13 protein-coding genes are annotated in these 13,052 nt (G+C 64.4%); 9 read left to right on the forward strand and 4 right to left on the reverse strand.

Annotated elements, in window-relative coordinates:
• Positions 1–84: 84 nt before the first annotated feature.
• The gene (locus HWE17_RS02915) at positions 85–2,652 is read left to right on the forward strand and encodes a TonB-dependent receptor (RefSeq protein ID WP_176387744.1); all 2,568 of its coding nucleotides are present in this window, start codon (positions 85–87) and stop codon (positions 2,650–2,652) included.
• On the opposite strand, the gene HWE17_RS02920 is transcribed toward HWE17_RS02915, so the two are convergent.
• Complete coding sequence (locus HWE17_RS02920; protein WP_176387745.1) at positions 2,649–3,452, reverse strand: response regulator; 804 nt, start codon at positions 3,450–3,452, stop codon at positions 2,649–2,651. The genes HWE17_RS02915 and HWE17_RS02920 overlap by 4 nt on opposite strands.
• Before the next feature lie 349 nt (positions 3,453–3,801).
• Here HWE17_RS02920 and HWE17_RS02925 point away from each other — a divergent pair, with 349 nt between their 5' ends.
• Genes HWE17_RS02925 through HWE17_RS02940 form a run of 4 tightly spaced genes read left to right on the forward strand, consistent with a single transcriptional unit; the run spans position 3,802 to position 8,492 of the window.
• Positions 3,802–4,332, forward strand: coding sequence for a spore coat U domain-containing protein (locus HWE17_RS02925; protein ID WP_176387746.1), 531 nt, complete (start codon positions 3,802–3,804; stop codon positions 4,330–4,332).
• Between the two features lie 12 nt (positions 4,333–4,344).
• Complete coding sequence (locus HWE17_RS02930; protein WP_369681701.1) at positions 4,345–5,073, forward strand: molecular chaperone; 729 nt, start codon at positions 4,345–4,347, stop codon at positions 5,071–5,073.
• 57 nt (positions 5,074–5,130) lie between these two features.
• Entirely contained in the window at positions 5,131–7,485 is a 2,355-nt protein-coding gene (locus tag HWE17_RS02935) for a fimbria/pilus outer membrane usher protein (protein WP_176387747.1), read from the forward strand.
• The gene (locus HWE17_RS02940; RefSeq protein ID WP_176387748.1) at positions 7,485–8,492 is read left to right on the forward strand and encodes a spore coat U domain-containing protein; all 1,008 of its coding nucleotides are present in this window, start codon (positions 7,485–7,487) and stop codon (positions 8,490–8,492) included. Before HWE17_RS02935 ends, HWE17_RS02940 begins: the two co-directional genes overlap by 1 nt.
• Here the strand turns inward: HWE17_RS02940 and HWE17_RS02945 are convergent.
• On the reverse strand, positions 8,489–8,725 hold the full coding sequence (locus HWE17_RS02945) for a hypothetical protein (protein WP_099401350.1): 237 nt from the start codon (positions 8,723–8,725) through the stop codon (positions 8,489–8,491). The genes HWE17_RS02940 and HWE17_RS02945 overlap by 4 nt on opposite strands.
• 253 nt (positions 8,726–8,978) lie before the next feature.
• Here HWE17_RS02945 and HWE17_RS02950 point away from each other — a divergent pair, with 253 nt between their 5' ends.
• The 3 genes from HWE17_RS02950 to HWE17_RS02960 all read left to right on the forward strand — a co-directional run bounded on the left by HWE17_RS02950 (position 8,979) and on the right by HWE17_RS02960 (position 11,194).
• Positions 8,979–9,536 (forward strand): helix-turn-helix domain-containing protein, encoded by a 558-nt coding sequence (locus HWE17_RS02950; RefSeq protein WP_034753667.1) that lies wholly within the window; start codon positions 8,979–8,981, stop codon positions 9,534–9,536.
• 167 nt (positions 9,537–9,703) lie between these two features.
• A complete protein-coding gene (locus tag HWE17_RS02955) occupies positions 9,704–10,141 on the forward strand; it encodes a CHRD domain-containing protein (RefSeq protein WP_176387749.1) in 438 nt (145 codons plus the stop codon).
• Between the two features lie 99 nt (positions 10,142–10,240).
• Complete coding sequence (locus HWE17_RS02960; RefSeq protein ID WP_176387750.1) at positions 10,241–11,194, forward strand: AEC family transporter; 954 nt, start codon at positions 10,241–10,243, stop codon at positions 11,192–11,194.
• Here the strand turns inward: HWE17_RS02960 and HWE17_RS02965 are convergent.
• Together HWE17_RS02965 and HWE17_RS02970 are read right to left on the reverse strand one after the other, a co-directional pair.
• Entirely contained in the window at positions 11,178–11,831 is a 654-nt protein-coding gene (locus HWE17_RS02965; RefSeq protein WP_176387751.1) for an FMN-binding negative transcriptional regulator, read from the reverse strand. The genes HWE17_RS02960 and HWE17_RS02965 overlap by 17 nt on opposite strands.
• On the reverse strand, positions 11,832–12,293 hold the full coding sequence (locus tag HWE17_RS02970) for an OsmC family protein (protein ID WP_176387752.1): 462 nt from the start codon (positions 12,291–12,293) through the stop codon (positions 11,832–11,834).
• A gap of 106 nt (positions 12,294–12,399) precedes the next feature.
• On the opposite strand from HWE17_RS02970, the gene HWE17_RS02975 reads away from it, so the two are divergent.
• The coding region (locus tag HWE17_RS02975; RefSeq protein ID WP_176387753.1) for an aminotransferase class I/II-fold pyridoxal phosphate-dependent enzyme at positions 12,400–13,052 on the forward strand (653 nt) is incomplete at its 3' end.

Raw genomic sequence — 13,052 nt, forward strand, 5'->3', positions numbered from 1 at the left:
TCTGCCCGTAGGCCCACCCGGTCTGCGTGCCCCTGCTCGGCCTTTTTTATCGGAAAAAGGCTGCAATCCCAATAAGAGGAAACCATGTTCAAACCACTCGCCATCAGTCTTGCCATCGCCGCCGCCTTTCCCGCCGTTTCCAGCATCGCCCATGCCGAGGACGACATGCTGCGCGTGAACGTCACCGGATCGAATATCCGCGTCAGCGAAAAGGAGGGCGCCAGCGCCGTGCAAGTCATCACGGCCAAGGAATTGAAAGCCAGCGGCAAGACCAGCGTGTCGGACGTGCTGCGCGCCATCTCCGCCAACAGCGGCAACAGCTACAACGAACAATATACGGGCAGTTTCTCGGCCGGCACCTCGGGCCTGTCGCTGCGCGGCATCGGCCAGCAAAATACCCTGATCCTCGTGAATGGCCGCCGCGTGGCCAGCTACGCCACGGCGCAGGATTTGCAGCAGACCTTCGTTGACCTGAACAGCCTGCCGATGGCGGCCGTGCAGCGCATCGAGGTGCTCAAGGATGGCGCCTCGTCCGTGTATGGCTCCGACGCCGTGGCCGGCGTGGTCAACATCATCCTGTACAAGGAATTCACGGGCACGGACATCACGGCGCAATGGGGCGGCTCGACGCAAGGCACGGGCCAGCATGAAAAGAGCGCGGCGCTGCAAACGGGTTTCGGCAAGCTCGAGGAAGATGGCTACAGCGTGGTCTTCTCGGTCGACGCGCAGCAGCGCGACAAGCTGCAGCAAAGCGACGTGGCCTGGCTGCGCGACGCCGATTACCGCCAGCAGCAGCGCGGCAGCCTGGGCTGGGCTGCCACGAATTACGCCGGCAACGATCCCACGCAGACCCTCGGCGGCGTGCGCGGCCCGCTGCAACTGGTGCCATACAACGATATCAATCCCGATCGCAGCGGCCAGGTGCTGGCCTACAATCCGGCGCCGTATAAGACGCTGATTCCGGGCATCCAGCGCATCCACTCGTCGCTGCGCGGCACCCTCAAGCTGAACGCGGACACGGAAGCCTATGTCGATTTGCTGCACAGCTATTCGCGCGCCGACCAGACCTTCAGCGCGCCGCTGACGGTGAATAACGCCACGCGCGTGTGGAACAACAGCACCAAGCTGCTCGACACCATTCCCGTGGTGCTGCCCGTGGGCCATCCGAACAATCCGGGCACGACGCCCTTGCCGTTCACGGCCACCCTGTTCGACCTGGGACCGCGCCTGAAACAGGACCGCGTCACCTTTTACCGTGCGCTGGCCGGCGCCAAGGGCACCTGGGCGGGCTGGGACTGGGATACGGCCGTGGCCCATTCCAGCAGCAAGCTGGAGGAAACGGTGCAGAACTTCGTCAACCGCTACGAATTCCAGAAAGTGCTGGCCGACGGCAGCTACAATTTCTTCGACCAGTCGCAAAACAGCGAAGCGGTGCGCAACCGCCTGCGCCTGTCGACCCTGCGCCCGGCCGAATCGACGCTCGACACGCTCGACTTCTCGGCGGCCAAGGATATCTGGGACTTGCCCGCCGGCCCGCTGGGCTTTGCCGCCGGTGCCCAGTGGCGCCGCGAAAAGATGGATTCGCAAACCTCGACGGCCGTGCTGTCGGGCACGGAACTGCGCCCCGCACTCAATATCATCAACGGCTCGCGCAATGTGTCGGCCCTGTTTGCCGAATTCAATGTACCCGTCGTCAAAGACCTGTCCGTCAACGTGGCGGGACGCGCCGACCATTACAGCGACTTTGGCAATGCGTTTTCGCCGAAGGCCAGCGTGCGCTACCAGGCGGCGCCATGGTTGTTGCTGCGCGGCACCGTTTCACGCGCCTTCCGCGCGCCGTCGCTGCCGGAAATCACCGACAGCACGGCCGTCAGCTATACCGGTGTGATCGATGCCCGCGATCCGCTGACGCCGACGCAGTCGCGCGGCGTGACGGTGATGACCATCGCCAATCCGAACCTGCGCCCCGAGCGCTCGAAAAACCTGAACCTGGGCGTGGTGGTCTCTCCCACCAGCAGTTCGAGCATCGGCCTCGATTACTACCGCATCAAGCAGGATGGCGTGATCGGCACGGCCAGCGCCACCACCATTCTCGAGAATGAAGGCACGGCGCCGCAACAGATCACGCGCGGTGCCGATGGGCGCATCACGACCCTGTATCGCCAGTTCCGCAACCAGGGTCAGCGCGAAGTGTCGGGCATCGATATCGACCTGCGCCAGCGCTTCGTCGACAAGGACTGGGGCAAGCTGACCCTGGCCGGCCAGTTGAGCCGCGTGCTGCGCTTTGCCGAACCGCTGTCCGATGGCGCGCCGCTGACCGATGGCGCCGGCACCAATTACTTCGGTTCCATCCCGAAATGGCGCGGCGTCTCGTCGGCCACCTGGGAACAGGGCAAGTGGTCGTCGACTCTGACCTGGAACTACGTGGGCAGCTATGCGCAGCAGCAGCACCTCGACGAATCGGTGGCCGCCTTCAGCACGTTTGACGTGACCAGCACCTGGCAGGTGACGCCACAGGCGAACGTCACCTTCATCGTGCAAAACCTGGCCAACAAGCGCGCGCCCTGGGACTATGCCTCCACCGGCTTTGACTTTACCCAGGCCGATCCGCGTGGACGCGTCGCGGCGCTCAAGCTGAACTACAAGTTCTAACCGCCCGCCGCCTGCCGCTGGCCCGTCTGCTCCTGCAGGCGCTGGCGGTAGGCGCTGGGGGGAACGCCCATGCGTTCGCGAAAGGCGGTGGCGAAGTTGCCCGCGTTGTGAAAGCCGATCAGCAGGGCGATATCCTGCACGTCGATGTCCGTCTGCTGCAGCAATTCCACGCCGCGGGCAATGCGCGCTTCGCGGATGAAGGCAAACACCGTCATGCCCGTCTGCTCGCGGAACATCAGGGTCAGCTTTTCGCGGTAGGTGCCCACGCTGCGGGCGATTTCGGACAGGTTCGGCAGGCTGCCCAGGTTGTCGAGGATTAACTGTTTGACCGCATTGACGAAGACCAGGTCGGGATGCTGCAGCTTGTCGCTGACCGGCGTCGTCGCCGGCAAGGTACTGTTGCTTTTACGCATCAAGCCCAGGTGAATATGGATGCGCGCGGCCAGTTCTTCCGGCAGGAAGGGCTTGGAAATGTAATCGACGCCGCCCACCTGCAAGCCCATGATGCGCTCCTTGGCGGCATCGGCGCCGCTGAGAAAGATCACGGGTATCTCTTCCGTTTCGGGATTGGCCTTGAGTAAACGGCAGGCCGTGTAGCCATCCATCTCGGGCATGCGCACGTCGAGCAGGATCAGATCCGGATGCGTGGCCAGTGCCAGCTGATAACCCTGGTAGCCATTGAAGGCAATGCTGAAACGATAGGGCTGCTCGCTGAGCAGCTCCATCAGCATGCGCTGCTCGAACGCGGAGTCGTCCACGATCAAGATGTTCTTTTTGATGGTTTCGCTGGTCAATGGCATGGCATGGATGACTTAACCAAATAGCAAGTTGTGGCTTATTATGCCTCGCTTTTTCTTTTTTTTCTGCTTTTCTCGTGTTTCAAAAGATGTTTCTCCGCGAGAAGAAGCGCGGATTTCCCAGATCGCCAATAATTCACTCATGCATTGATTTTAAGCAATGTCGCTTGCCAAAAAATCTGTTTTGCCAATGCTGCAAAAAGTGCCGGAGTCCCCGGGTTCCTGACTCTCGGCACACGTAATTTGTCGTCCTGGTTTGCGTGCCCAAGAAAACGCCGGCAATACCGTGACTATCCTCGATGCCCTCCCTATTGGCGGGCTCATTAATGATGTTCCATCATCAGGAGGTATCATGTTGCGAGTTATTTTTCCCCGCCTTATCGTTGCCGCCAGCGTGGCTGTTGCCGCCACGGCATTGCTGCCGCGTGGCGCCGACGCCGCCGTGTATCTGAATGGCAGCGCCAACACCACCTTCGACGTCACCCTGAAAATCATCGCCAATTGCACCATCGCGGCGGCCAATCTCGACTTTGGCCAAAGTCAGGGTGTACTGGCTACTGCCGTTAACGTCAATACGACCGTGAACGTCACCTGCACCAATACCACGCTGTATAACGTGGGCCTGACGGCTGGCTCGGGCACCGGATCATCGGGCACCACGCGCTACCTGAGCGGCACTGGCGGCAACCTGGGCACGGTGCAGTTCAATCTGTACCAGACGGCCGGCAGCACCTTGTGGGGTGATACCCAGGGCACGAATACCGTCGGCGGCACCGGCAACGGCTCATCGCAGCCAATCACCGTGTACGGCAATATTCCGCCGCAGGCGACACCGGCGCCCGATACCTACAAGTCGACCATCACGGCCACCGTTTACTTTTAAGCCGGGCGCTGCGTGAAGGCCGGTGCTGCTTCCCTGATGCAAGGCGTGCTGGCGCTGCTGGCTTGCTGCGCCACGGGTGCGCACGGCGCCAGTCTGCAGATTTCGCCGGTGACGCTCAATTTGCGCGCCCCACAGAATGCGGCCGGCATCAGCCTGCAAAACCTCGGCGACCAGCCCATCTACGGGCAGGTGCGGGTGTTCGTCTGGGACCAGCGCGATGGCGAGGAAACGCTGGCGCCCACGCAGGAACTGGTGGCCAGTCCGCCGATCGTCGAGATCGCCGCCAACAGCCGGCAGACCATCCGCCTCGTGCGTGCCCAGGCTGGCCCCGTCGCGCAGGAAAAGACGTATCGCGTGCTCATCGATGAAGTCAGCCGCGAGGATGAGGCGGGCCGCAGCGGCGTCGATATCCGCCTGCGCTATTCGGTGCCCGTGTTCGTGCTGCCGGCTGGTGCGCCGGGCAAGGAAGTGCTCGACTGGCAGGTGTTCCGCGAGCAGGGCGAGTGGATGTTGCGCGTCAAAAACAGAGGTAATTTTCATGCGCAGCTCGGTGCGATGACGTTCACGAACCAGGCGGGCAAGGAGTTTGTCATCAGTAAGGGGCTGTTTGGTTATGTCCTGGCGGCACGCATGCGCGTCTGGCGCCTGCCCGTTGCCAGGGAGGCCGAACTGGATGGACCGTTGAGTATTGCGGTCAATGTGAATGCCAAGGCACTCATTGCCAAGAATTCGACACCTTGAACATGGCTGCCATGACGGGCCGGCTCGCCGCGCGCCTCGGGCGCAAGCGGCCACACCATGAAACGCGTACTGGCAGCGTTGCTGTTGCTGGGCATGGCGCCGCTGGCCAGGGCCGATGCCGCGGTGGCCGTGACGGGCGCCGATCCGGGCCCCGCCAGCTTGCCCAGCGATCCGGCGGCGCCGAATGAACTGTATCTGGAGGTCACTGTGAATGCTGAATCAACCGGGCTGATCTTGCGCTTTACCCAGGTGGGCAAAGGCTTGCGCAGCAGTGTGGCGAACCTGCAGCAGCTGGGGCTGGACCCGGCGCGCCTGGTCGCCCCCGGTCAGAGCGAGGTGGCGCTCGATGCGATTCCCGGACTCAGCTATGAATATGACGCGGCGCGCCAGAGCGTGTCGCTGCAGGTGGCGGACGACGTGCGCGCGCCTTACCGCATCAGCGCGCGCACGGCGGCGCAGACGCCGCCATCGCGGGTCACGCCCGGCGCCGTCCTCAATTACGAAGCCTATGCGGAACTGGGCCAGACGCGGCGCGCCGCCATCTTCAACGACGTGCGCTATTTCAATGACAGCGGCGTCTTCAGCAATACGGGCACGGTGAACCTAGGGGCGGACCAGCGCAAATACATGCGCTTTGACACCTTCTGGAGCCACGCCGACCCCGAGACCTTGCAAACGTGGCAGGTGGGCGACCTGATTTCCTCGTCGCTCAGCTGGAGCCGCGCCGTGCGCGTCGGCGGCGTGCAGTGGCGCAAGAATTTCCAGCTGCGCCCCGACCTGCTGACCTTCCCCGTCGCCTCCGTCGATGGCACGGCGCTCGTGCCTTCGTCGCTGAGCCTGTATGTCAATGGGGTGCAGCAATATGCTGCCAGCGTGCCCAGCGGTCCGTTTGTGCTGAACCAGGTGGCCGGCATCAATGGTGCGGGGCAAGCCACCCTGATCACGCGCGATGCGCTGGGGCGCAGCGTGACGACCGTGCTGCCCCTGTACGTCGATACGCGCATGCTGGCCGGCGGCTTGAGCGATTATTCGATCGAGGCGGGCGCCGTGCGGCGCGACTATGGCCGCCGCCTGTTCGGCTATGAACGGCAGCTCGTTGCCAACGCTTCCGTCCGCCATGGCGTCAGCGACAGCTTCACCCTCGAAGGCCATGCGGAGTTGGCTGCCGGCCTGTATCAGGCGGGGGCGGGCGCGTTGCTGCGGCTGGGCCAGGCGGGCGTGCTTAACGGTTCGCTGTCGGCCAGCGCCGGCCGCAGCCGTGGTGTACAGCTGGGCGCCGGCTACCAGTACATGGGGCCGCGCTTCAGCGTCGATGTGCAAAGCGTGCGCGCCAGCGCCGGCTTTGGCGACCTGGCCTCGCGCGACGGCAGCCCCGTGGTGCGCGCGGCAGACCGCTTTACCGTCAGCCTGCCATTGCCTGCAGGAAGCAGCATCAGCAGCAGCTATATCAGTTACCGCACGCCTGTCGGGCCGCCATCGAAGCTGGCCACCGTCGGCTATTCCGCCACCCTGTTGCACGGCCTGTTCTTCAACGCCAGCCTGTTCCAGGACTTGCGGCAACGCGAGAAACGGGGCTTTTACTTTGGCCTGAGCATGGCCTTCGACAACAATCTGTCCCTCAGCGTGAACAGCAGCCGGCAAAACGGCGAGAGCGGCCGCAGCGTCAGCGCCCAGCGCGCGGCCGACTTTGGCGGCGGTTTCGGCTGGAACGTGCAGGCTGGCACGGCGGGCGGCAATGCCTACCGCCAGGCGCAGGTGGAATATCTGGGCAATGATGGCCGCGTGAGCGCGCGCACGCAAAGCAGCAGCATGGGCAATGCCTCGTCGCTGGGCGCGGCTGGCGCGCTGGTGCTGATGGATGGCCATGTCGAGGCGGCGCGCCAGGTGGGCAATGGTTTTGCGCTGGTATCGACTGGCGGCGTGGGCAATATCCCTGTGCTGCATGAAAACCGCCAGATCGGCGTGACGGGCAGGGGAGGCTATTTGCTGGTGCCGAATTTGAACCCCTATGGCAATAACCAGATCAGCATCGCCACCGACGAGCTCGATGTTGATGCGCGGGTACCCGTGAGCAATATCAATGTCGTGCCGCAGTACCTGGCGGGCGTGCTGGCGGATTTCCCCATCGAGCGCTACAGCGCGGCCACCGTCATCGTGCAGGATGCGCAGGGCAAGCCGCTGGCCACGGGCTTGCCCGTGTTGCACGTGCAAAGCGGCAAGCAGACGGTCGTGGGATTTGACGGCATCGTTTTCGTCGACGACCTGCTCGAACAGAATCAGTTGCAAGTCGGCGAGGGCGACAGCGCGTGCACCGTGCGGTTTGCCTATGTGCGTCCGGCGGCTGGCGGCTTGCCCGTGATCGGGCCGCTGCGCTGCGCTGGCGTTGCCGCCAGCGCCGGGGCGGGCCACTGATGCGCCGCCTGTTGCTATGGCTGACCATGCTGCTGGGCTGCGCCTGGGGCAGCGCAGCGCAGGCGGTCGATACCTGCACGGTCAGCATGACGAATATCGATTTCGGCTCCGTCAGCCCGATTTCCGGTACCGATTATGTGGCGCAGGCAACGGGGACCTTCAGCTGCCTGTTTTCGTCACTGAACCTGGGGCAGTTGCTCACGCCGAATGCGCAAGTGTGCATCTCGCTGGGGCTGGGCACGAATTCCACCTCGGCCCTGCCGCGCAAGCTGGGCAACGGCAGCAACCGCATGGAGTACAACATCTATGTGGACAACTCGTATGCGACGGCGAAGATCTGGGGCGGCGCCGGCGTGGCGGGCGCGCCGTCGACCTTCGGCATGATCCTGTCGGCCGGCTTGCTGGCGCCGCCCGGCACGTATTCCACCACGTTTACCGTGTACGCGAAGATCCCTGCCGGCACGGCCCTGGCCGCCGTGCCCACGGTCGCCAACGCCAATACCGTGTATACGTCGAGCTTTGCCGGCGTGGGCACCTACACCTACACCACGTATGGCCTGATCAACCTGCAGGGCTGCTCGGCCACCAGCGGCAGCTTCGGTTTCACGGTGAATGCCACGGCCGTCAACGATTGCACCATCACGGCCACGCCGATGGCGTTCGCGAACGCCTCCATCCTGACGGGCAACCTGCGCAGCACCAGCACCTTGTCGGTGCGCTGCGTGAACAACAACGCCTACCAGATCGCCCTGAACGGCGGCAGCGTGGCGCTCAATGTGGCCAACCGGCAAATGAAGAACACCGTCACGACGGACAAGGTCAGCTACCTGCTGTCGGCCACGCTCGATGGTGCGCCCTGGGGCGATGGCACGGCTGGCACGAGCATGGTGACGGGCACGGGGACGGGCGCCAGCGTACCGCTGACCATTTACGGCCGCGTGCCGGCGCAGGTGTCGCCGCGCCCCGGCGACTACAAGGACACGGTGACGGCAACGATTTATTTTTAGAACGTGACGGTGACGAGGCCAGCGCCCGATGGCGTTGTCTGCTGGAGCAGCAGATAGGGCGTGTTGTGCTGGCAGCGCACCTGGGCGCTGTTGCGCTGCGAGACGATGGTGCACGTTTCGTGAACGACAAAGGTGGCCTGGAACGACGCGGAAGACACGGTACCGGCGGTGGTGGTCTGGCAAAGGGACAGGGCGAGCAGGGCAGGCAGTACGGCAAGCTTCAAAGGGGTCATCGTGAACGCATCGAGTGAAAAACGGGCGTGGGCAGCAGCGCCGCAAGGCGTGGCTGGCACCGTTTTTCGCACCGGGATTGGGGGAACAGAACCAGCCACGATTGTACTTGAACAAGGAAAGTGTGAGTTTTCGCGTATTTTCAGCCCGCCACAGGGGCACGCACCTCACTTTCAAAATGATAGTAACTAAGTTTCCGTGTTGCAACTGAAATTTTTTTCGATTGTTGTGTTGAATCAATGTGAGGAGATGGCCATGAAACATACCAACTTTAATAATTTGCCTTGCCCGATTGCGCGCAGCCTGGGCAAGGTGGGCGAATGGTGGAGCATCCTCATCCTGCGCGAAGCGTTTTATGGCAAGACGCGCTTCGACGAATTTGAAAAAAGCCTCAAGATCGCCCCCACCATCCTGACGCGCCGCCTGGCCGACCTGGTGGAAGGGGGCTTGATGACGCGCCGCCTGTATTGCGCCAAGCCGCCCCGCTACGACTATGTGCTGACCAAGTCCGGGCGCGCCTTCAAGCCCGTCTTGCTGGCGTTTATTGCCTGGGGTAATGAAAACTTCGCCCCGGAAGGCGCTAGCCTCGTCATCGCCAGCCGCGACACGGGCCTGGCCGCCGACCCGGTGCTGGTCGACGCGACGACGGGCTTGCCCATCAATGACGAGTACTACGCGTTCGCGCCAGGGCCGGCCGCCAGCGACAGCATGCGCAGCATCATCCTCGACGCGGAAAAAAGCAGCGGCATCGCGCCCAAACCGAAGGCGCCGGCCGCCAACCGCGGCTGGGTGGCGGAAGGGCATTTGGCCTGAGGACGCGCTGGCAGGCGCGCAGCAAGTTTGGCGAAAAGCAATGCGGACACGGCGGCATGGCGTTACTGTCGCACTATGCAACGCAAGTGCGGCGCAAACCCCGGTTCGGCACTGCTGGCGGGGCGGGGCGCCATCCGTGATCCGATGTCCGTTGAAGGAGTATTGCGATGAGCACACTGCAACAACACGTACGCAGGGCCGCCAGCGTGCTGGCGCTGGCGGCCCTGCTGGGCGCCTGTTCCCATGGACCGCATCAGCCGGGCGGCCATGACGTCACCTTGACGGGCGCGCAGGAAGTGCCGGCCAATACCAGCACGGCCAGCGGCAGCAGCAATCTTCGCGTCGCCCACGACCGCAGCATCAGCGGCGGCGTGCGCTACACGGGCATGGTGGCGACCGTCGCGCATATCCATGAAGCGCCGGCCGGCGCCAATGGCCCCGTCATCGTGCCCCTGGTGAAAACGGCCGAAGGCATGTTTGCCGTGCCGGCCGGCGCCATGCTCACGCCGCCCCAGTATGCGAGCTACCAGGCCGGCAACCTGTACGTGAACGTGCACAGCGCCGCCTACCCGGCCGGCGAGATCCGCGCCCAGCTCAAGCCCTAGCCGGCCAGCGGCGTTATCCCCGAAACCTCCTTGGGCCGCGCGAGCGGCCTTTTTTTGCGCCAGGCGGCCAGCCGGTGCGGCGCGCTACAATGGCGCTCCATGCTGACCATCCTCGCCATCACCTTTCCCTTCTTCGCCCTGGTGCTGTGCGGCTACCTGGCCGTGCGGCGCAAGCTGCTGCCGCTGGCCGCCATCGGCGGCTTGAACAGTTTTGTCCTGTACTTCGCGCTGCCGTGCATGCTGTACCGCTTCGGCGCCGCCACGCCCATCGCGCAGCTGCTCGACGCCAGCGTGTTTGGCGTCTACCTGCTGTGCGCGCTGATCATGGTGGGCGTCACCATGGCCATGACACTGAGCCACCGTATCGACTGGAACAACGCCGCCTTCGGCGCGCTGGTGGCGGCCTTCCCGAACACGGGCTTCATGGGCGTGCCCCTGCTATTGACCTTGCTCGGCCCCCGTTCCTCGGGCCCCGTCATCGTCACCATCGTCGTCGATATGCTCATTACCAGCTCGCTGTGCATCGCCCTGTCGCGCATCGGCAGCGGCGGCGCGCACGGCAGCCGCGCCGCCGTCGTCAACGCCATGAAGGGCATGGTGGGCAACCCGATGCCGTGGGCGATCGTGCTGGGGGCCATGTCGTCGTGGCTGGCACTGGCCTTGCCCAAGCCATTGATGCAGACGGTGGGCCTGCTGGCCGACGCCGCCTCGCCGGTTGCCCTGTTTACCATCGGCGCCGTGCTGGCCCGCTCGCAAATGAGCACGAGCGACCCTGCGCCGCTGGGGGAATATGTGCCCGTGGCGCTGAAAAAACTGCTGCTGCATCCGCTGCTGGTGTGGGGCATCGGCCATGCGGCCATCGCGCTGGGCGCGCCGCTCGATCCATTCGCGCTGACCTGCATGGTGCTGGTGGCGTGCCTGCCCAGCGCCAGCAATGTCTCGCTGCTGTCGGAGCGCTTCGGGGCAAATACCGCGCGCATCGCCCGCATTATCCTGGTCTCGACGGCGCTGTCGTTTTTGACGTTTTCGGCGGCCGTCAGCTGGCTGGCGTGACGTTGGCGGCGATCAGCGCGCCCAGGGCCTGCGCCGCGCCGGGCTGGGTGCCAGCTGCCAGTTCGCGCGCCATCGTGGCCTGATCTTCCTGCGTGCGGTTCTGCCCCAGCTTCCATTTGCCCGAGATGCGCGTGAGGGGAATTTCGATGCCGACGATGGCTTTCAAGAGTTTCTCGATATAGCCGGCCGGCGCATCGCTCACCCGCCACGGCGCGGCCAGTCCCGCTTCATGGCGCGCCGTCAGCCGCTCCACCAATCCCAGCAGCCACGCCGCATCGTCGATGACGCGCAGGGGGCCGTGGGCGTGCACGACCGCATAATTAAAGGTCGGTACTTCCTTGCCGCTGCGCTGCTTTTCCGCATACCAGGCGGGCGTGATGTAGGCGTGCGGCCCCTGGAAAATCACCAGTGCTTCATCGTTCCCGCCGGCTGTACGCCACAGCGGATTGGCGCGCGCCACATGGGCGCGCAGGATGCCGAATGGGGCGTCAGGCGTGGGCGCGGCGATCTCGAACGGCAGGTGGTCGGCGCACAAGCCATCGGTATCGTGGCGCACCAGCGCGCCCAGCGGATGCGCATCGATCAGGCCATGCAGCACGTCGAGGCGTTCTTCGCGAAAGCTGGCGGGCGAGTACATTTAATCGGCTCCTTCCACGACCACGTCGGCCGTCAGCGAATTGGCGATGTAGCAGCGTTCATGCGCGTCGTGGTGCAGGGCCGCCAGCGCCTCGGGCGAGGGCGGCGTTCCAGCAAACACGATGCGCGGACGCAGCACGATGCGCGTCATGGCCAGGCGGTCTGCCGCGTTTTTCCCCAGGTCGCCGGTGGCTTCGTCGCGGTAGTCGTCGATGACATAGCCGCGCTGCGCTGCCAGCGACAGGAAGAACAGCATGTGGCAGCTCGACGTGGCGGCCACCAGCGCTTCTTCCGGATCGATATTTGCCGCCACCGACATGGGCAGCGGCACGGACAGGGGCGACGACGAGGCGGCTACCGTCAGGCCGCCGTCGAACTGCCATTCATGGCCGCGGCTGTAGCGCTGGCCGGCGAAATCCTGGCCGTCGTGCTGCCAGGCCACGGTGGCGAAAAATTGATGCATGGGTGCTCCGCAAGAGTAGAGGGGATGCGCCATCTTAGCGCCAGTCTTGGCTATTTAAAACAGCCAATAAGTGCTATCTTGAAGCTACCAATTTAAGAAGGCCACCATGCCAGCTTCCCATCTGCACCAGCTCATCGCCGCCTTGCCTTTGCAGCGCGGCGCCGGCGAGCCGCTGTTTCGCCAGCTGTATGCGGCCATCAAGGCCGCCATTCTCGATGGCCGCATGAGTCCCGGCATGCAGCTGCCGCCCACGCGCGACTTTTGCCGCCTGCTGGCCGTGTCGCGCCAGACGGTGCTCAATGCGTATGCGCTGCTGACGGCCGAAGGCTATCTCGATGGCGCCGTGGGGCGCGGCACCTTCGTCAGTCGCGACGTTCCGCTGCCGGCGCCTGTCCCTGCAACGGCGCCCGGCCTGCTGCGGCCCCTGTCGGCGCGCGGGCAGGGCGTGGTGGCGGCCATGCGCCAGGTGGCGTTCCACCGGGGGCCGCTGCGCGCTTTTCGCGTCGGCATGCCGCGCATCGACCATTTCCCGTTCGACGTGTGGCACCGCCTGGAAGCGCGGCGCTGGCGCCGGCCCGACCACCATTTCGGCTACAGCGATCCGGCCGGCTACCTGCCGCTGCGCGAGCTGCTGTGCGTGTATCTGAAAGCGTCGCGCGGCGTCCAGTGCACGCCGCAGCAGATCGTCATCACTTCCGGTTCGCAGCAGGCGCTGTTTTTGCTGTCGACCATTTTGCTGGCGCCGGGCGACTCTGCCTG

Origin of the sequence: Janthinobacterium sp. BJB401 (assembly GCF_013372745.1) — a bacterium.
Lineage (GTDB): Bacteria > Pseudomonadota > Gammaproteobacteria > Burkholderiales > Burkholderiaceae_D > Janthinobacterium > Janthinobacterium rivuli.